Annotated in this window: 18 protein-coding genes and 1 tRNA gene; 3 read left to right on the forward strand and 16 right to left on the reverse strand. The window is 60.2% G+C overall.

Annotated features, from left to right (window positions below):
• Window positions 1-102 precede the first annotated feature (102 nt).
• The 10 genes from ACRQEG_RS01845 to ACRQEG_RS01890 form a co-directional block, all read right to left on the reverse strand.
• Complete coding sequence (locus tag ACRQEG_RS01845; protein ID WP_016442886.1) at window positions 103-606, reverse strand: DUF4282 domain-containing protein; 504 nt, start codon at window positions 604-606, stop codon at window positions 103-105.
• A 354-nt stretch (window positions 607-960) separates the two neighbouring features.
• On the reverse strand, window positions 961-2310 hold the full coding sequence (locus tag ACRQEG_RS01850) for an NAD(P)/FAD-dependent oxidoreductase (protein ID WP_039898878.1): 1350 nt from the start codon (window positions 2308-2310) through the stop codon (window positions 961-963).
• Between the two features lie 76 nt (window positions 2311-2386).
• Window positions 2387-3241: an HAD family hydrolase gene (locus ACRQEG_RS01855; protein WP_016442888.1), complete on the reverse strand. Its 855-nt coding sequence runs from the start codon at window positions 3239-3241 to the stop codon at window positions 2387-2389.
• A 252-nt stretch (window positions 3242-3493) separates the two neighbouring features.
• A complete protein-coding gene (locus tag ACRQEG_RS01860; RefSeq protein ID WP_016442890.1) occupies window positions 3494-3790 on the reverse strand; it encodes a hypothetical protein in 297 nt (98 codons plus the stop codon).
• A gap of 399 nt (window positions 3791-4189) precedes the next feature.
• Window positions 4190-4265: transfer RNA gene (locus tag ACRQEG_RS01865), tRNA-Ala, on the reverse strand.
• 91 nt (window positions 4266-4356) lie between these two features.
• The gene (locus ACRQEG_RS01870; RefSeq protein ID WP_016442891.1) at window positions 4357-5016 is read right to left on the reverse strand and encodes a histidine phosphatase family protein; all 660 of its coding nucleotides are present in this window, start codon (window positions 5014-5016) and stop codon (window positions 4357-4359) included.
• Complete coding sequence (gene rsfS, locus ACRQEG_RS01875) at window positions 5013-5474, reverse strand: ribosome silencing factor (protein ID WP_016442892.1); 462 nt, start codon at window positions 5472-5474, stop codon at window positions 5013-5015. The genes ACRQEG_RS01870 and rsfS overlap by 4 nt, the downstream gene beginning before the upstream one ends.
• Window positions 5471-6304, reverse strand: coding sequence for a hypothetical protein (locus ACRQEG_RS01880; RefSeq protein ID WP_016442893.1), 834 nt, complete (start codon window positions 6302-6304; stop codon window positions 5471-5473). Before ACRQEG_RS01880 ends, rsfS begins: the two co-directional genes overlap by 4 nt.
• Window positions 6301-6999: a nicotinate-nucleotide adenylyltransferase gene (gene nadD, locus ACRQEG_RS01885; RefSeq protein WP_016442894.1), complete on the reverse strand. Its 699-nt coding sequence runs from the start codon at window positions 6997-6999 to the stop codon at window positions 6301-6303. The genes ACRQEG_RS01880 and nadD overlap by 4 nt, the downstream gene beginning before the upstream one ends.
• Window positions 6989-8251: a glutamate-5-semialdehyde dehydrogenase gene (locus tag ACRQEG_RS01890; RefSeq protein WP_016442895.1), complete on the reverse strand. Its 1263-nt coding sequence runs from the start codon at window positions 8249-8251 to the stop codon at window positions 6989-6991. Before ACRQEG_RS01890 ends, nadD begins: the two co-directional genes overlap by 11 nt.
• 168 nt (window positions 8252-8419) lie before the next feature.
• Between ACRQEG_RS01890 and trxA the strand changes: the two genes are divergently transcribed.
• Window positions 8420-8803 (forward strand): thioredoxin, encoded by a 384-nt coding sequence (trxA, locus tag ACRQEG_RS01895; RefSeq protein WP_016442896.1) that lies wholly within the window; start codon window positions 8420-8422, stop codon window positions 8801-8803.
• Window positions 8804-8878: 75 nt separating this feature from the next.
• Here the strand turns inward: trxA and ACRQEG_RS01900 are convergent, their stop codons facing one another.
• The 6 genes from ACRQEG_RS01900 to ACRQEG_RS01925 form a co-directional block, all read right to left on the reverse strand.
• On the reverse strand, window positions 8879-9772 hold the full coding sequence (locus ACRQEG_RS01900; protein WP_016442897.1) for a hypothetical protein: 894 nt from the start codon (window positions 9770-9772) through the stop codon (window positions 8879-8881).
• A 575-nt stretch (window positions 9773-10347) separates the two neighbouring features.
• The gene (gene proB / locus ACRQEG_RS01905) at window positions 10348-11463 is read right to left on the reverse strand and encodes a glutamate 5-kinase (RefSeq protein WP_016442899.1); all 1116 of its coding nucleotides are present in this window, start codon (window positions 11461-11463) and stop codon (window positions 10348-10350) included.
• A 45-nt stretch (window positions 11464-11508) separates the two neighbouring features.
• On the reverse strand, window positions 11509-13044 hold the full coding sequence (gene obgE, locus ACRQEG_RS01910) for a GTPase ObgE (protein ID WP_016442900.1): 1536 nt from the start codon (window positions 13042-13044) through the stop codon (window positions 11509-11511).
• A gap of 180 nt (window positions 13045-13224) precedes the next feature.
• Window positions 13225-13479 carry a 50S ribosomal protein L27 gene (gene rpmA / locus ACRQEG_RS01915; RefSeq protein WP_016442901.1) on the reverse strand — a complete coding sequence of 85 codons (255 nt, stop codon included), beginning with the start codon at window positions 13477-13479 and terminating at the stop codon, window positions 13225-13227.
• A 48-nt stretch (window positions 13480-13527) separates the two neighbouring features.
• Entirely contained in the window at window positions 13528-13833 is a 306-nt protein-coding gene (gene rplU, locus ACRQEG_RS01920; RefSeq protein ID WP_016442902.1) for a 50S ribosomal protein L21, read from the reverse strand.
• A 190-nt stretch (window positions 13834-14023) separates the two neighbouring features.
• Window positions 14024-16489 carry an Rne/Rng family ribonuclease gene (locus tag ACRQEG_RS01925; RefSeq protein WP_016442903.1) on the reverse strand — a complete coding sequence of 822 codons (2466 nt, stop codon included), beginning with the start codon at window positions 16487-16489 and terminating at the stop codon, window positions 14024-14026.
• Between the two features lie 497 nt (window positions 16490-16986).
• On the opposite strand from ACRQEG_RS01925, the gene ACRQEG_RS01930 reads away from it, so the two are divergent.
• Together ACRQEG_RS01930 and cydB are read left to right on the forward strand one after the other, a co-directional pair.
• Window positions 16987-18492: a cytochrome ubiquinol oxidase subunit I gene (locus tag ACRQEG_RS01930; RefSeq protein ID WP_039899041.1), complete on the forward strand. Its 1506-nt coding sequence runs from the start codon at window positions 16987-16989 to the stop codon at window positions 18490-18492.
• 9 nt (window positions 18493-18501) lie between these two features.
• Complete coding sequence (cydB, locus tag ACRQEG_RS01935; RefSeq protein ID WP_016442905.1) at window positions 18502-19629, forward strand: cytochrome d ubiquinol oxidase subunit II; 1128 nt, start codon at window positions 18502-18504, stop codon at window positions 19627-19629.
• Window positions 19630-19761: the final 132 nt, after the last annotated feature.

Raw genomic sequence — 19761 nt, forward strand, 5'->3', positions numbered from 1 at the left:
GGCTGATACATCGCGATGTATCAGCCCGCTGGTGGGTTTCGCCAGCTTGGGTATCCGGATTTTTAGCTCCGGAGGGCCCGGCGGTAGTGTGCTGCGCTCCGACTACTGTTCGTCTTTGATGGCTGCTTCGCAGAGCAACCGGGCACCGCCAATAATAAGGACAGCAACCACGAGGCTGAGGAGGAAGCTGAGAACTCCGGCAAGCGCAACCATGGCAGGCGTGTATTCGCCAAAGACGCTAATCATCGCGAAAAGCGAGACGAGCACGTGGCAGCCGGCCACAATGAAGGCGAGGATCATGATGATCGGTGCGATGGACCGCGCCACCCGGGTGGAGAAGTTCGTGGAGAACAGTGCCGCGAAGCCGGAGGGATTCTGCGGCTGCTGGGGCTGGGGCGGGTAGCCGTAGCCCGGCGCCGAGTACGCCGAAGGCGCCCACTGGCCCTGCTGCGGGGCGGGAATATAGCCCTGGCCCTGCGCCTGATTCTGCTGGGTTTGCTGATTCTGCTGATCAAAACCCTGCTGGTAGGACTGCTGTTCCGGCTGGGCGCTCTGCTGACCATAACCGGGGTTATTATCAGGGAACTGGTTATTCTGTTCGCTCATGAGTATTCCTTCCGTAACGAGCGATGGCCACGACGGGATCATGACCCGGGGCACTTCACACTTAAAATACCAAGAAAGTGGAAGCGCGCGTACTCATTTCACTACCCGCCGGAGGCGGGTAGGTACCAACTAAGGGTAGCTATCCGAAGCGGCCACCGCGAATAGGCCAGATCCAGCACGGAACCTGGCGGCGGGCCGAGGGATAGGGCTACCTGGACATCTTCTGGCAGTATCTCATTCATACCTGAATGATGGCATGAGGTTACGACAGAAAATCTTGAGGTAACCACCCCTGGGCCCGCCGCATTCCGGTTCAGCGTGGGCACCACCATTATTGGCGGTGCCACCGGCACGCTACGCTTCAGCTTTCTCGAGCTCTTGAGCATCCAGCTTCGGGGAGGCGCTCACGATTCCCTGGCGTGCCCGACGCGAGAAGCGGTGGAAATCGCCCACGATGACATCGTGGCGCTTGGGGAAGAGGAAGTACTTCGAGACAAGGTTGGTGAAAGTCGCGAACATTTCCCGCCCGGATTGGAGCTGCTGAATATGCACGGCATTCCACATAAGCCAGGAAAACTTTCCGGTAATAGCCGGCAGATGCGGAATTTCGGTAACCGCGAAACCAACGCCCACGGTGGCCATGGTGCCCTTGTCGAAGTAGTCGAACGGCTCAGTCTCCTTGCCCGCCAGGTTATTGGAGATAACCTTGGCGATATGCCGCCCGCCCTGGATAGCCGGCTGGGCCAGCTGCGGTAGGCCGCGTTCGCCGCTCACAGCTACGTCGCCGGCAGCGAAAACGCCGTCGACCCCTTCCACCTGGAAGTGTTCGTTCACCTGGATACGCCCCCGCGCCCCTTGCGGCACGTTCCATTCCTTGACTTCGGGCGGAACACCCACACCGGAAGACCAGACGATCAGCGAAGCATCAATCCACTGTTCCTCTTCCGTCTTGGTGTTCTTCACCAGGATGCGATTCTCTTCCACCGCGGAAACGGCCTGGTTGAGAAGCACCTTGACGCCGCGATCTTCAAGAGCGCGGTGGGCGGCGTTGCGGCTCTTCTCATCGAAAGGCCCGAGAACCGTGGGGGCCATATCCACGAGGATGATCTCACACTGCTCGGTATCAATGCCGGGGTACAACGTCTCAAAATCAAAATTGCGTAGTTCGGCAATAGCGCCGGCGGTTTCCACTCCGGTGGGGCCCGCACCGCACACAACCACCCGGAAAGGCCCGGGATTGTCAACCGCATCCATGCCGTCCAGCAGCCCGTAGAGCCGGTCGCGGACTGCAAGCGCTTCATCGCGCGTGTACATCGGCAAGGTGTGTTCCGCGGCTCCCTGAATACCAAAGTATGCTGCGCTCACGCCGGTGGCGAGGACGAGATAGTCATAAGACATCGTGCGCTCATCATCGAGCTCGATGAGCTTATTGCCGGTATCCACGTGCTGGAGTTCCCCGAGCACAAAACGCAGATTCTTTTGCTTGCTCCGTAGTGCACGCAGGTTGTAGGTAATATCCCCCGCGTTGAGCGCGCCCGCAGCCACTTGGAAAAGCAGCGGCTTGAACGTGGTGTACGGATTTTTATCAATGAGCGTTACCCGCACGGGTGCCTGGCGAAGGCCACGTGCCGCTTGGATACCGGCAAAGCCACCTCCGACGATGACCACATGCGGTAGCGCACTTCCTTTAATATTGTGACTCATACCCCATAACATAGTGGATATGTGAGCTACTTTCCAATACTTCGCGTGAGCGCAAAATAGTGACACTCGGCAAATATCACCGCAGCACCGCAGCAACCAGATCGGCAACAGGAGCCGGACCCGCCGGGAGGATCCACCGGGCGGCAGCCTGAGTCTCGGCACTGGCCTGCGGCATTGCGTAGCTCAGCGCGATCTCCCGCATCCAGGGAATATCATTGGCGGAATCCCCCACCCCCAGCGTATGTTCCGCTTCGAGGCCGCGCGCCCGCAGCGCCAGCTCTATTCCTTCCCACTTGGTCACGCCCGGAGCAACCACATCAACAAAATGAGCATGCCCGCGCACCGCCCCGGGAAAAGCTGCCTGCCAGAGTTCTTGCAGCCGGTCCAGCTGGGTTTCAGTTCCGGAGAATGAGAGCTTCGTTATGGTATCGGCCGCAAGGGCGGCGACGTCGCCGCGGAGCGGTTCCCGCCCCGCGGAAGCGTTGCAAATAACGTCCTCAAACAAGGGCGCCCCAAAGCTTTGCACGACGACGCCTTCTTCGCCATTAACAACCATCCCGAGCCGGTGTTCCTCCGCGAATCGGACCGCACGCGCATAGGTCGCAGCGCCGAGCGGATGACGGCGCACTACCGTGTGCCCGTCCCAGACGATGGAACCGCCTTCGGCCACCACCCATCCGGGAACGCCCGCCTCCGCGAGGATATCGGCAGCCCCGGCAATGATTCGCCCGGTGGCCAGGGTAATGGGAATGCCGGCAGCGTGGAGTTGCTGGAGTGCCCGGATATTTTCCGGGAGCACCCGCGAACTGGCATCGGTAAGAGTGCCGTCGACGTCGAATAGCACGTTCGTAGGGCGAGTGAATTCGCGTTGCGCAAAGGTGATGTTCCCACCGGAGCTCAGCACTCCCAACCGATGGCGTACTCGTGGCATCTAGGTGTCGCTTTCCTCTCGCTCTGGAACCCGAGTCAGTAACTTCCTCAATAATTGTGTCAGCTCTTTTTGACGTGTAGGTTCCACGATGGCAGATTGATGTGACTCTAGCGGCTTATTACATCATCAATATTCAGCGTGTCATCAAACCACAGCAGTGCTTCTGGGTTCACCCAGTGCATAAGATGTCTAGCTTCCGTGATGTCTTTAGCGACGTTACGCCGAAAAACCGGCTCGAGGTGCGCCGCGCGGTTACGGATAAACGTCATATTGCCCAGCATTGCTGAGACCTGTTTCTGTCGTGTCCAGATATCTTTGTGTCCGTTCGGGAAAGCGTATTGCAATGAGGGCATCCATAGCGTTACGTACCACGACTTCCACCATCGCAGTCACCCTTTGTAGGGCAGAGGCAATGCGAATGTTGCGTTCATAGAGGCCAAAAGCATCATCTACATTACCGTTAGTGGCTATCAGATAGGTGCCCATACGTTCCTCGGAGAGCAAATGCAACATAACGGCCCGATCCCACGTACCTGCTAACGTTGACATCCTTTCCTCCCACGGTAAACTGGTGGCGAAGACCCCGGAACGATCACCAGCTTCGGCTGAATCGCCGGGGTTACGTCTACCTTGATTTTTCTTAGGATACGAGAAGTAGTGTCTCTGCGTACAGATGAGAGACGTTGTGGGCCACATATGCTAGAGCTTCTCACTCGGTACCACAGTGTTGCTTTCGGCCACGGTGGAGGTTCTATTGTTCCAAGGCCTATGGACACTTAGGGGCCCGTCCATCAACTCAGGCAGACTCCCTGGCCCAAAAGTTCCCAGAATCCCTGTCTAAAAAATATATGGACATAAAACGTGGCCGATACACCTAAAACTGAAAATTAGGAATTGACCGGGGTTTTATTGCATGATTGCCAAATATATCAACACCAGCAGTGTATTTGGTGGAGCTAAGGGGATTCGAACCCCTGACCTCTTCCATGCCATGGAAGCGCGCTACCAACTGCGCCATAGCCCCAAGCGACTTATAGAACTTTAGTCGGAGAAGAAACGCTTGGCAAATCAGAACTCGACTTTGTGTCGAGCATCGCATTCTTCCTGGTGGGAGCCTAGCCTTCCGGCCCTTCCACCTCAAAGTTCTTCACCGGATCGTGCTCGTCCGCGAGGAAACGGTTGAAGCCGGTGAGGCGCCACTGCACATTCCCGTTCTTACGCCGCTGCAACATAGCCCAGTGGCAGTTATCCAGGCCGCCCAGGCCCTGCCAATCAGCCCCGCAGCCGAGAAGCACCCCGAGCCCGCAGGTAATCGCCGCGCCGTGCGCGGTCACAACCAGCAGGCCCCCATCCATACCTTCGCTGGCCTCGGTAATGGCCGCGGCCACGCGCGCGCCAACATGTTCCTTCGTTTCTACCCCGACGCCCACGGGCTCCTCCCCCGCGCGCCACTGTGCAAATTCACGCGGATAGCGCTCCGCGATCTCAGTGCGGGTCAAGCCTTCGAACTGCCCGAAACAGCGTTCTTGTAACCGCGCATCAGTTGCCACTTCACGATCAACTAGACGGGCAGCCTCAAGTGCGGTGGCATAGGCCCGTTGCAGCGGGGATGCCACAAAATGCGCCGGGCCGGCAGCAGCGATGTGGGGGGCCACGTAGCGAGCCTGACCGAGCCCGACCGCATTGAGGGGAATATCTGTGGAGCCCTGGATGCGCCAAGCCAGGTTGTAATCAGTTTGGCCGTGGCGCCAGAGCAGGATGCGATCTGCCGTCATGCATGCGCCTCAGCGGAACCGGCCGTCTCGGGGTCCCGTGATTCCGAGGCAACCTCCGGCGTTACAGGCGCCGGATCCCCGGCGATAACCGCCTCATCATCGAGCTGAAGATCCACGTGCGGGCAATCAGCCCACAAACGCGCGAGGGCGTAATCAGCGCGGTCCTCATCGCGTTGGATATGCACAATGAGTTCCCCGTAATCGAGGAGCACCCACCGCGGGTCGAAAGTGAGTCCCTCGCGGCGCAAACGCTGCCCGCCGGCCTCATCGAGTTTTTCCTCCACGCGATCCACGATGGCGCGCACTTTCGGTTCCGAATCACCGGAAATGATGAGGAAAACATCGGAAATGGCGAAACGCTCACCAACATCGAGAGCTTCAATCGATGTCGCTTTCACCTCCGCCGCTGCCGCGGCTCCAATACGGGCGAGCTCTATCGCACGATCCGAAGCTGTCACAAGATCTCCTTGATGTCGGGGATAATACCGGGGGTTACATATTCAAAGGACGCGGCCTGCGCGCCATGCTGCAAGAAGAAGAAGCCAATGACCAGGCCGAGCACGACGCTCACCGCAATGAGGAGAAGCATAGTCACCGTCCAACGGCGCGGCGAGGACTCATCTTCGAGTTCATCCTCGTCCACATACTCGTGCGCGAGCGGATCCGGGGTAAGCGGGTCCGTGGCATGCAGGTCCGGCTGCGCCGCGGAAACGGAAGCGGGCGACAACGCCGCTGCGGCGTCGTTCCCGGCCTCTTCTACTTCTGGCGCTGCATCACCCTGCGCACCGGAGGCACGCAAAGCATCGTTTTGGGTGCGGGCCAGCAAACGCTCCCGCAAGCTACCACCTTCGGAAAACTCGGGCGCGGCCTCGGCTTCCAGAGCAGGTTCGGGCGCGGCCGCTGGTGCGGAGGCCGTAAGCGGGGGCACGAGCGAGTGGTCATCTTCACCGATACGTGCTTGAGTATCGGCTTCGAAACGGTCGAAAACTGAGATACGCTCACCCGTCGGGGCCGGGGAAGGCACCGGATCGGGAACCGAAACCGTACCGGCATCCAACACCGCACCGGGATCGGGCGTCGCTACCGCGGGCTGCGCGGTGGCTTCTACCTCCTCAGCTGCTTCGGCACGCTCGGCAAGAATAGCCCGCCGCCGCGTTGCTCGCACCACCGGAATATCCCGGGTGCGCCGCAATTCTTCCACCGGCGAAGCCTCGCCTTCTTCGAGAGGTTTCAAGAGTCCGCGCTCGCGCATCTCGCTGCGTGTGAGGCGCCGCCCGCCCTCGCTCATTTCTTCTCCTCTCGGTACGACCGTCCTTGATCAAGCTTACCCGGTGCCTCGCGCTGGGCATAAAGTTTGTATTTTCTAATGTGCTGCACCACGCCTTCGGGCACCAAATACCAAATGGGTGCGTGAGCTTGCACCCGTTCGCGCACATCCGTCGAGGAGATCGCCATGGCAGGAACCTCCACAATTTCCACGGCGTGTTTGGGCAGCGCGGAAACATCAATCGTGTGCCCGGGGCGCGTGACGCCGATAAAGCGGGCCATCCCCCACAGTTCCTCGGCGTTCTTCCAGCGCAAAATCTCCGGAATAACATCTGCTCCGGTAATGAAGTACAGATCCGCATCCGGGTAGACCTCACGCAAATCCCGCAGGGTATCCACGGTGTACGTCAGGCCGCGCCGCTCAATATCCACCCGCGATACCGTAAAGCGGGTATTCGACGCGGTGGCAATAACAGCCATGAGGTAGCGATGTTCGGCCGGGCTTACGTGCTGGCCCTGTTTGAAAGCGGGGCGGCCGGTGGGCACGAAAACCACCTCGTCCAGCCCGAAACGATGCTGCACTTCCGAGGCGGCCACCAGGTGTCCGTGGTGAATCGGATCGAAAGTTCCACCCATCACCCCGATCCGCCGACGCCGGTGCTTGCGTTCGTCGAAAGGAATTTGCACCGGTTCGTCTTTATCGGATTTATCGGACATGCCCCTCGCCCTCTGCAATCCACGTCGTCGTGGTCATTTCTTCCAGTCCCATAGGTCCGCGCGCATGCAGTTTTTGAGTGGAGATACCAATTTCCGCGCCGAGCCCAAATTCGCCACCGTCCGTGAAACGCGTCGAAGCATTCACCATAATGGCGGCGCAATCCACCTCATCGATGAAACGATTAATGGCACGCTGATTTTCGGCCACGATAGCTTCGGTATGACCGCTTGAATAGCGGGCAATATGCGCGAGCGCCGCCTCGATATCGGGAACAACCGCCACGGCCATCTCCGGGGCCAAATATTCAGTTTCCCAATCTTCTTGCGTGGCGAGCTGGGTGGGAACATCCCCGGCGAAACGCTGGGCCGCGGCATCGCAATGCAAGATCACACCGCGCTCATGAAGTTCACGCAAAATCCGAGGCATGAAGTCCGGTGCGATATCCGCGTGGACAAGAAGCGTTTCGGCCGCATTGCACACGCTTGTCCGATGCGTTTTGGAATTAACGACGACGGCGCTAGCCCGCTCCACATCGGCGCTGGCATCCACGTACACGTGATTATTGCCCACCCCGGTTTCGATGGCGGGAACTAAGGATTCGCGCACGACCGTCTGGATCAGACCTGCGCCTCCGCGCGGAATAATAAGATCTACCAGGCCGCGCAATTTCATGAGTTCTACGGTGCCTTCGCGCCCGAAAGCATCAATGGTCTGCACGCAGTCGGCCGGGAAGCCGGCCTCCGCTACCGCTTGCCGCATGAGCTCGACCAGCACCTCGTTGGTGCGTATAGCAGCACTCCCCCCGCGCAGTATCACCGCGGAACCCGCTTTGAGGGCCAGGGTGGCAGCATCGACCGTTACATTGGGGCGGGCCTCATAAATCATGCCAATCACGCCCATGGGAACCCGCACCTGGCGCAAACGCATGCCGTGAGCCGAGCGCGAACCGCGGATCACTTCGCCAACCGGGTCAGCCAAGCCCACCACGTGTTCTACCGCCTGGGCAATGCCCTCGATGCGTTCTTCGGTGAGGAGGAGGCGATCAATCATTCCCGGGGAAAGCCGACCCTGTTCCCGGGCCACATCCTGCGCATTTGCCGCCACGATACGAGCGGTTTCCCTACGCAAAATTGCGGCGATACGGCAAAGAGCATCATTTTTCGACGTGGTCTGCGCCCCGCGCAAAGAACGCGCAGCCTGGCGCGCGCGGCGGGCTACCTCGGCCACGCCCTCGGTTAACGTTGCGGTCATAGTCTCTACTTTAGGCCAGAAAGGCCCCCGTTACCGAATAGGAACACCGAAGAGGAACAGCGAGCGGGAATGAGGAGCACTCATATATATTCGGGCAATCTCATGGGAATAGCGCCGCCCGCCCCCGCGTTGCAGGTAGCGAGATTTCCAACAAATTTGAGGAGAACCATGGCAACCGTTACTGTCACCACTGAGAACTTCAACGAGACCGTACACGAAGGCATCGTGCTGCTGGACTTCTGGGCGAGCTGGTGCGGACCCTGCCGTGCATTCAGCCCGATTTACGAAAAGGCTTCCGAAAAGCACCCCGATATCACCTTCGGGAAGGTAAGCACCGAGGATAGCCCGGAGCTCGCGGCGCATTTCCAGATTCAGGCGATTCCGACCATTATGGCTTTCCGCGATGGTATCCGCGTCTTTGAGCAGGCCGGGGCGCTGCCGGCCGGTCCGCTCGAGGATCTGATCGGCCAGGTCAAGGAGCTGGATATGGACGAGATTCGCGCCCGTCTCGCCGCTCACGAAGCTGAGGAATCCGCACAACAGGCTGAATAAGCTACCGACTTTCCGCCAAGCACCGAGGGGCGAACTGGAATCAACCAGTTCGCCCCTCATTACTCCCCAGAAAAATTAGGAAATTTCAGCGCGCCCGAAAAGCACCGGAAGTACTCCGCGCACCAGCGAAGCTAAATCGGTGCGGATGGAGGTAGGCCGGTAGATGATGCCATCTGCCGCACCCATCCCCAGCCAGGACTCGGTGGTATCCGCAACATCGTAGACCGTTCCCACCACGTGAGCGCTGCGGGTGAAATCCGGACCGCCCAGGGCCTGCACCAGGAAGAGGCGTTCGCGAGCAGCGGTGCGGGTAGCCGAAATAATGACGGTCATGTCGAGGAGGACCTGCAGGTCGGTATCGTATTCTTCTGCCGCCGCCCTCAAAGCGAAACGGGCTTCGCGGGCGCGGTGCGCATCGGGCGCGGAGAGGCGCATCATCGGGGAAATACCGCAGATTGCCCGCAGATTCAGATTCGGGACATCTTCAGCGCGCACGTGCGGCATGAGGCGTACCCCGGCCGCAATAGCATTTTCCACGTCGCTGCGCAGGGCCGCGAGGTCGGTAGCCGGGGTGATCGGAAGACTTACCAGAGCCGGGGTATCGCTGGAGTCCTGCTGGGTTCTGGCCACCGCTTCCCGTAAAGCCTGGGCCGTGGCGGGTACTTCTACCGCGATATCACCGCGGGCACGTGGACCTAGGCGGCTTGCCGTTTCCATCGCGGAGGCGACGCGGGCACCGGGAAGTACGAATTCCCCGGAAAACTGGACGAAATCAAGTCCGCCTTTCCAGGCCGCATCCGCGCAGGAGGCCAGGTGCGCGATGGAAGCCCCGTGGGCTGGGCGCGCAGCTGCGCCGTCGCCGCAAAGATTCTCCCCGCCGCCGAGCGCCGAGAGATCGACTCCTAAAAATGTTTCTCTTAAAACTTCCTCATTCGTGGTGGTGCACAGGGTGGTCAATTGGATGGTCATTAGTACTCACTATCGGGACGAAGACGGGCAGAGGGGGCACTGGCAGGCGCAAGAAGGCGCGCGCTCATAAAGTGGTGATGCCAGCGGCGCCAATGCGCCATGGTAATTCGATAGTCCGCGCACATGCTGGAGGTGAGGCCCTGGAGCGTGACAAACTGCGACATCGAATTCTCCGTTCTTCGTCGGCTCGGGTATTCCGAGCGATTGCGAGGGTGCTATATAAGCACTTGCGATAACGCTAGATCTTTATTGTCCAATAGGCAAGACAAACACGAGGGTTTTTTGCGCATATCACTATTCATTTATCGTGATTACTATTCGATCAAGGTGATGCAATACTTCGCTAAACTCTCGGGTGTCAGCGCTACAACCTGGGCGAATAAAAATACCACCCTGCACAGCTAGTGCAAAATTATGCACGTTTCCCGTAGTTACAGGTCCGTAAAGTAAGACGTAACACAGATTTGTGCACGCCGCAGCGTTCCTGTGCGGATGCCATTGAAGCACGCTCGACCGGCACACGCCAAAGGCGGTGCACCCGCACCTGGGACAGGTGATGCTAACGGCGTGACCAGTTAGGAGCCCAAGAGCACGATGTCATTGGCGTGCACCACCGGCTTCTTGCCGCGCGCCCCGGTGCTTCCCACCAGCTCGATCAGTTCTTCCACGCTATAGGCACTCAGACCCCGGGCAATAACTTCTCCGTGCCCATCACAAAGTTCCACGATATCCCCGGCCGCAAAACGGCCCGAGACCCCGATGACTCCCACCGGGAGCAAAGATGCGTGATTGCCCGTGACCGCCGCAACGGCGCCGTCGTCCAATGTAACCCGCCCCCGGGCCCGCGCCGCGAATTCCATCCAGCGCCCCCGCGCGGACACATGCCGTTTGCTCGGCACGAACCAGGTTCCCACATTCTCCCCGGCCACGGCCCGCTGCACATTATCAACGTGGGTGAGAATCACGCCGACGCCACCCGAGGTTGCCAATTCGGCCGCCGCCACCTTGGTGCGCATTCCCCCGGTTCCGACCGCCGAACCCCGCCCGGTAATCCGCAGTCCGGCGAGGTCTTCCTCGCCGGTCACCTCCGCAATGCGGGTGGCGCCCGCTTCGCTGGGGGGCTTGGTATACAGGCCATCCACATCCGTGAGCAAAATAAGAGTGCCGGCACCCACAAGGTGGGCGGTCAGTGCGGCCAGCCGGTCATTATCACCGAAGCGCAATTCGTCAGTGGCAACGGCGTCGTTCTCATTAACAATCGGAACCACCCGCAAACGCAAAAGCGTACGCATCGCCGTAAGCGCATTGGCGTAGTGGCGCCGGTTCGTGACATCAGAGGCGGTGAGGAGCACCTGGCCCACGCTAATGCCATGCGCTTCAAAGCGTTCCTCGTACGCAGCCATGAGGCGGGACTGGCCCACCATGGCCGCGGCCTGCTTTTCCCGCAGGGAACGCGGACGGCCCAGCTTGAGCGGCCCGATACCGGCCGCCACCGCGCCGGAGGATACCAGCACCACATCCACCCCGCGGGCGTGCACGTCCGCAATGGTGTTGACAAGAAGATCGAGGGTTTCCTGGTGCAGGGCACCGTCCGGCCCCGTCAAGGAGGAGGATCCCACTTTAATGACTATTCGACGGGAGTTCTCAAGGCAGTCACGCCGGGTCAGCGAGGTGGATGAGGTACCGGACACGAGTCACTCTTTCTTATCTGATGGTTCGGGACACCGCAGGATAGTTTAGTCCCCTTCCGGGGTCCCTGCCTGCGGATCCGTCCATATGCCGGCCTCCCGTTCGGAACGCAATTCCTGCCGGGCTTCCTCTTTGGCATCCATGCGCTCGTAAAAATCGGCGCGCTTTTCGCGGCGGGTGGGGCGCGAGCGCTCGGCTTCCACCCGGATATCGCGCCCGCGCGGCCCGTAAATTTCAGCGACGGCGGCAACGGTTGGTTCCCAATCGAAAACGAAACCGGTCTGCGGCGGGCCAATGACCACCATATCGCCTGGCACCGCACCCAAACGAGCCAGCTCGTCCTCGATGCCCAGCCGGTGAAGCCGCTCCCCCAGGTACCCGACCGCCTCATCATTGGCGAAGTCCGTTTGCCCCACCCAGCGTTCGGGCTGGCGCCCGCGCACATTCCAGAACTCCTGCATGCCGTCGCGCCGCTTGACGATAGTGAAACGATCATCGCGTTCCCGCGTCAGATGTAGCACCGGGCGCACCGGTTCAGCAACCTCGCGATTCGCCTTTTCTTCGCGCACCACCCGGGCCAGGTAGAAGGAGAGCTCACGCAGCCCTTCGTGGCTGGCGGTGGAGACAGAAAAAACATCGAGGCCGCGGTCGCGCAACTCCGGGGTCACAAATTCGGCAAGTTCCCGCGCATCCGGGACATCAATTTTATTGAGAATCACCACGCGGGGGCGTTCGGTGAGAGGAAGCTGGCCTTCGGTGGGCGGGATATTGGCCGCGTAGCGGGCCAGTTCGTATTCGAGGGTATCCAGGTCCGTGAGCGGATCCCGCCCCGGCTCTAGCGTGGCGCAGTCGATGACGTGCGCAATAACAGCGCAGCGCTCAATATGACGTAAAAACTCCAGCCCGAGCCCGCGCCCTTCCGAAGCCCCGGGAATGAGGCCGGGAACATCGGCAATGGTGTAGCGCTCCTCGCCAGCGGTCACCACACCGAGGTTCGGAACAAGAGTGGTGAACGGATAATCGGCAATTTTCGGGCGAGCAGCGGACATAGCCGCGATGAGAGAGGATTTCCCGGCGGAGGGGAAGCCCACCAGGGCAACATCAGCCACCGATTTCAATTCGAGAACAACATCGAGTTCTTCGCCGGCTTCCCCGAGTAGAGCGAAACCGGGTGCCTTGCGGCGCGGAGAAGCGAGGGCCGCATTTCCGAGTCCGCCTACTCCCCCGCGTGCTACCTCGAAAGAATCCCCGGGGCTCACGAGATCCGCAAGCACGTCGCCCTCGCTGTTTTTCACGACCGTCCCCGCCGGAACCTTGAGCACCAGATCCGCGCCGTTCTTGCCCCGCTGGTTATCACCGGCTCCGGGCTGGCCGTTTTCCGCGCTACGGTGCGGGGTGTGGTGGTAGTCCATGAGGGTAGATTCTTGGGAATCCACCTCAAAAATGATGGAACCCCCATGGCCGCCATTGGCGCCGTCGGGCCCCCCGAGAGGCTTGTACTTTTCCCGACGCACCGAAACGCATCCATTTCCACCGTTGCCGGCGCGCAAGTGCAAGGTCACCTTATCGACGAACGAGGCCACGTATGCCCTCCCCTTTTTCTGTAGTGCTGACGCGTCACCGCGGCGGCTTAACCGCCGCGAGTAGATGGACGTCTGCGTAGCCGGTACTCGCGCACCGAGCCCGCGTTAACGAATGACGGGGTGGAGGTTCAATCCCCCACCCCTCATCATAGGTGCGTGCGGCGCTCGGGCCGCTCCGCCTTAAGCCTGGGTCACGACGTCGACAACCTTGCGGTCGCGACGGGTACCGAACTGGACCGTTCCGGCTGCGGTAGCGAACAGGGTATCATCCTTGCCGCGCCCGACGTTATTACCCGGATGGAACTTCGTGCCACGCTGGCGAACGAGAATTTCACCGGCGGATACTACCTGACCGCCGTACCGCTTCACCCCGAGGCGCTGGGCATTGGAGTCGCGCCCGTTGCGCGAGGAAGAGGCGCCCTTCTTATGTGCCATCTGTCTACCTTCTTACTATCTCAAAACTAGCTGCTGACGCGGCAGATCCTATTGGATGCCGGTGACCTTGAGGCGGGTCAGGGGCTGACGATGCCCCTGGCGCTTCCGGTAACCCGTCTTGTTCTTGAACTTGATGATGGAGATCTTCGGTCCCTTTTCATCGCGCACAATTTCCGCGGTAACCTTCGCCGAAATGCCATCGGCAGCCGTGGTGATCTTATCCCCGTCAACGAGCATGATGGGTTCGAGTTCGACGGTATCGCCGACTTCACCTTCCATCCTGTCAACAACCACGACGGTTCCGACAGAAACCTTTTCCTGACGGCCCCCGGCCTTGACGATCGCGTACACCACGTTTGCTCCTGTTGATTACGGCTACTTTTCGCGCTGGACAGCGCACTTAAACGACTGAGTGCCTAAGCACCGACCATCTACTTTACTGTGTCGACCCGCTTTCTTACAAGTGAGACAGCGCATGAGACCGGCCGTGTCGCTATGGGATGCGCCACGTACCTCCCGGTTGTAGCGCTGTGCCCGCTCCGAACTACCCTTGGGAATTGGCCGGGAAACTCAGAACCCCCGCCCCGTTTCCGGTGGAAATGGGACCCGATGAGACCACGGCGCGCCGCTTGGTGCCCCCGCTGGTTCCGTTAGCTGCCTCACGCGATCCGGTATGGATAGCGGACGACGGCGACACCGTCTTTGCGTGGGAACTAGCAGAAACGGCCGTGTGCGTCGGGCTCACCACGCCGGAGGAAACCACCATGCCAGTCTTCCGCGCGGTGCCTGTGCCCGCGGTGCTACTTCCGGCGCGTACGGTGCCCGTGGCTGCGGCCGCGGCGCGTTCCTGCCCCGCGGTAGTACCCTTCGTGTCCTTCGTTCCGGTGCCCGAAGTATCTGCGGCCGCCGGTGCGGTTCGCGAGCTACGACGACGCCGGGTAGCCGGCTTTTCCGACTTCTCCTGCTTATCACCCTTCGCGGCTTTCGCGACTTTCGCGGGCTTGTCCAGTTTTTCAGATTTCGCCGGTTTCGGGGTTTCCGCGGGCTTCTCAACCGTTTCCAGCTTCGGGGCCTCTGAATCCTGGGGCTTATCTTTATCCTGGCCATCCTTCTGCTGGGAGTCGGCATGGCCCGCAGCGGCGATGGAATTCATCATTTGAACAGCCGCCTCGCGCTGCGGCGCCGAAGCCTCCCGCCGATTCTTACGCTTGCGGGGCGCGTGGGATTCTTCGTTTTCCTCTACCGGGTGGTCGTGAATGATGTAGCCGCGCCCTTCGCAGGCTTCACAGACGGTCGAGAATGCCTCCACGAGTCCCTGCCCCACGCGCTTACGGGTCATCTGCACCAGACCGAGGGAGGTTACTTCCGCTACCTGGTGGCGGGTGCGATCCCGCCCCAAACACTCGATAAGCCTGCGCAGCACAAGGTCACGGTTGGATTCCAGGACCATATCGATAAAGTCGATAACCACGATCCCGCCGATATCGCGCAGCCGCAATTGCCGCACGATTTCTTCGGCCGCTTCCAGATTATTACGGGTCACCGTTTCTTCGAGCGAGCCGCCCGATCCGGTGAATTTCCCGGTATTGACGTCCACCACCGTCATGGCTTCGGTACGGTCAATAACGAGAGTACCCCCCGAGGGTAGCCACACCTTGCGATCAAAAGCCTTGGCGAGCTGTTCTTCCACGCGGTAGGCCTCGAAGATATCGCGCGAATCATCCCAGCGGCTCACCCGGTCCATCAGTTCGGGAGATAGTTCTTCCACGTAAGTGGAGATCGTCTCCCAGGCATCATCACCCTGCACGCGCAGAGAGTCGAAATCTTCGTTAAAGATATCGCGCACCACTCGTACAGCCAGTTCCGGTTCGCTCTTGAGGACCTGCGGCGCAGTTTTCGCGACCTTGGCCTTGCGCTGGATTTCCTTCCAGCTCTTGGTCAGGCGCTCCACGTCATTCTTGAGTTGCTCCGCGGTAGCACCTTCGGCGGCGGTGCGCACAATAACGCCATGATCCTCCGGCACAATTTCTTTAAGAAGCTTCTTGAGGCGCGAACGTTCCGAATCGGGAAGCTTACGCGAAATGCCGGTCATATCCCCGCCGGGAACAAGGACCAGGTGGCGCCCGGCGAGGGTGACCTGGCTGGTGAGCCGCGCACCCTTATGGCCAATAGGATCCTTGGTGACCTGCACCAGCACCGTATCCCCGGACTTGAGCGCCTGCTCAATCCGGCGATTCTTTCCCGTAACCCCGGCAGCCTTCCAATCCACTTCCCCGGCGTACAGGACCGCGTTGCGCCCCTTACCGATATCCACAAAAGCGGCTTCCATCGAGGGCAGCACATTTTGCACCCGCCCTAGGTACACATTGCCGACCATGGAAATCTGAGTATGGCGCGCCACGTAGTGTTCCACGAGTACATCATCTTCGAGCACCGCGATCTGGTTGAGACCGTCACGTTCACGCACGATCATGTCGCGCTTCACCGACTCGCGCCGAGCCAGGTATTCCACTTCCGTAATGGAGCCGCGCCGGCGTGCCGATCCCTCGCGATTCTCGCGGCGCCGAGCCCGCTTGGCAGCCAAGCGAGTGGAGCCCTTGGGCGCTGCCACTTCATCGTCGGACGAAAGGCTACGACGGCGCCTCCGGATGGGCGCTACCGAAGTTTCATCCGTTTCCGCGTGGTCGCTTTCTTCAGGGGCGGCGTCGTCGTTCTGGGAACCTCGCGGCGCGCGAGCGGAAGAATCATGCTCGCCGCGTTCGCGCCGCCGGGTGCGCCGGGAGGAACTATCGCCAGAATCGGAATCTGCGCCGCTGGAGGAATCGTCATCAACGAGGTAGGTGACCCGGATAGCATTGGCGGCGTCGGGTTCCTGGAAGAGTGGAATATCCGTATTAATACGGAAGCGTGGAATTTCCACCGCCTCTTCTTCAGGTACCGGAATGAAAAACGGACTCGCCGCAGCCGCACTCACGGTGCCGTGCTCCGACGCGGTGGCTTCTTTCGCCATTCGTCTACACTTCCCGACAGGCGCGCACCCCGTATCCCGTGCGGACCTATCACCATTGCGGCCGACGCCGCGCAAGCATATTCACGTTCGAGGGCATATCCGGCGCTCATCATCTGCCGGCCAGGTTCTTCACAGCCTCGAACCACCGGGGCGATACGGTAGCGCCCGGTACACTGATACCGATTCTACATGAGGAGTACTGGACTGGCGCTGGGAGGTTCCCGAAATCTCCGCAACGCCGAGCGCCTGCCGGGGCCTGCAATCACCACCACACAGACCCGCCCGGGACTTTCGTCCCTATTTTTTGAGAGGTGTCGCTAACCTGTGTGCCAGATGGCACATGAGCGCCGGGCCGGACAAAAGTCCCTCGTGTTCGATACCTCTTATTGCCGCGCGGATGAGTAGGATCGAGGGTGAAAAATTTGATCGCGCTGCTACGGGACCACCGCGGCGATCCACGCGCGATCACACGTGTTACACATCGGAAAGGTGAAAAGGTGGATCCGATCACCCTTGCGCGATGGCAGTTCGGTATTACAACCGTCTACCACTGGCTTCAGGTGCCCCTGACCATTGGTCTGTCTGTCATCGTGGCGTATATGCAAACTAAGGCCCGCAAAACGGGCGATCCGAAGTGGCAGCGGATCACCGATTTCTTCGGCAAGATCCTGCTCATCAACTTCGCGCTCGGCGTTGCCACCGGTATCGTGCAGGAATTCCAGTTCGGTTTGAACTGGTCGGAGTACTCGCGTTTCGTCGGTGACATCTTCGGTGCCCCGCTCGCTTTCGAGGCCCTCCTGGCGTTCTTCCTGGAGTCCACGTTCCTCGGATTGTGGATCTTCGGCAAGGGCCGTCTCTCCCCCAAGATGCACAACCTGACCATCTGGCTCTTCTCCATGGGTACCGTGATTTCCGCGGCGTGGATTTTGGCGGCCAACTCCTTCATGCAAGATCCGCACGGCGCGGTCTTCAACCCGGAAACCGGGCGCGCGGAGCTGGACGGCATGGCAGGCTTCCTTGGTCTCTTCGCCAATACCACCTGGGTGCTCACCTTCCTCCACACCTTAGGCGCTGCGTTTACGCTGGCCGGCGTACTGGTGGCCGGCTTCGCTTTCTGGTGGATGGCACGCTCTATTCGCCTCTCCGGCAACGAAGTCGAAGCGCGCGAATACTGGAAACCCACCGCTAAGCTCGGCCTCAAGGTCACCCTGGTCGCCGCGATTATTGCCGCCCTGTCCGGTCACTACATGGGTCAGCACCTCGGCGTCATCCAGCCCCCCAAGGCCGCGGCCATGATGGGCGTGTGCCAGGGCGAAGAAAACGCCAAGCTTTCCCTTGTTATGTGGGGTAATAGCTGCGAGGATGCTACCTCGATCTACGTTCCGATTCCCGGCCTGGAATCCTTCATGATGACCAACCACTGGTCCGGTCCTGATTCGCGCCTGGAATCCATTAGCGAAGCCAATGAGCGCGTGCGTGACCGCATCCACCAGATGGAGAACGTCAACGCGGAGCTCGTGGAGAAGTTCGATACCGCTTTCGAAAACCAGCAGGTCACTCCGAACGTTCTGGCCTCCTACTACTCCTTCCGCGTCATGGTGGGAGTGGGGATGCTGGATCTCCTCATCGCGGTCCTCGGACTGTGGGTGCTGCGCGGGGATCGCATTATGCGCTCGGAACGCTGGGGCAAGTTCTGGCTGTGGATGATCCCGCTGCAATTCGTGGCGAATTCCGCGGGCTGGATCCTCACCGAAATCGGGCGCCAGCCGTGGATCGTTTACCCGACTCAAATTGATGGCGTCCTACTCATGACGGACCTGGGTGTTTCCCATTCCGTCAACGGTGGCAGCGTCGCCTTCTCCCTGACCATCTTCACGGTGCTCTACTCGGCACTCGGCGTGGTGTGGATCTGGCTTCTGGGCCGCTACCTGCGCGAGGGTATCAATACCCACAAGAAGGTCGTCGAATACGATGCGAAATCTACCCCGAATTTCGTTTACTAGGAGGACCTCATGGAACAAACATTTTTGATGACTCTGTGGTTCATCCTCGTAGCGGTCCTGTGGATTGGTTTCCTGGCCCTGGAGGGCTTCGGCTACGGCGTTGGGATGTTCCTCAAAACCTTTGCGCGTAACGAACGCGAACGTCGCGCCATGATCAATTCGATCGGCCCCCACTGGGACGGCAACGAAGTGTGGCTGCTCACCGCGGGTGGTGCTACTTTCGCGGCGTTCCCAGAATGGTACGCCACCATGTTCTCGGGCATGTACATCGCCCTCGTCCTCGTGCTCGTCTGCCTTATTATCCGCATCTGCGCCCTCGAATGGCGCAAGATGATCCGCACCGAGCGCTGGCGTAATACCTGGGACACCCTGCACTGCATCGTGTCGTGGATCGTATCGATCCTCTTCGGGGTGGCTTTCGCCAACCTCGTGGCCGGGATGAAAATCGAGGTGGGCAACTACTCCTCCGGTGAGTTCGTGGCCGTGGCGCCCGATGCGGTGACGTGGGAAGCCCTCGCGGATAACCACCATTACCTGACCGGCGGGTTCTTCTCGCTGCTCACGCCTTTCACCGTCCTGGGCGGGTTGGTCACCCTCTCGCTCTTCTTCAGCCACGGCGCGCTGTGGCTCTCGATTAAGACGGCCGGTGAACTCCAGCTGCGTTCCATTAACTTGGCGAAGCGCACCACCGTGATCTCCACCGCGATTACCGCGGTTTGGGCTCTGTGGGCCTACTTCGTGTACAGCTCGCAAGTCCTGGCGATTATCCCGCTGGCTATCTGCGCGGTGCTCCTTATCGCCACCGTGGCAGCCACGTGGGCTAACCGGGAGATTCTCGCCTTCGGGCTGCACTTCGCGGCCATTGCCGCGGCGGTGTCCACCATCTTTGCGATGATGGTTCCCTATGTCATGAAATCGTCGATCAACGAGGCTTACTCCCTCACGATCGCGCAAGCCTCGGCCACCGCGCCAACGCAAACCATCATGACCATCGCGGCACTTATTTTCGTTCCGATCGTCCTCGGTTACACGGTGTGGGCATACTCCGTGTTCCGCAAGCGCATTGACGCCGGGCAAATTCCCGAGGAACCCGTGGGATTGGAACCGAAGAAGATCCGCGAGTTCGAGATTCGCTAAGTAGCACGTGAGATCAGGAGGCCGCGCGCACGCACCGTGCCCTGCAGCGCGCAAACACGGTATGGCTGCTCGACCGCCCCGAAACTCAATATGTGGCGGCAGCCTCCCATCCGCACTCTCGGATCCTGGGGC

This window comes from Actinotignum stranguriae (genome assembly GCF_051265215.1).
Classification (GTDB): Bacteria; Actinomycetota; Actinomycetes; order Actinomycetales; family Actinomycetaceae; genus Actinotignum; species Actinotignum schaalii_C.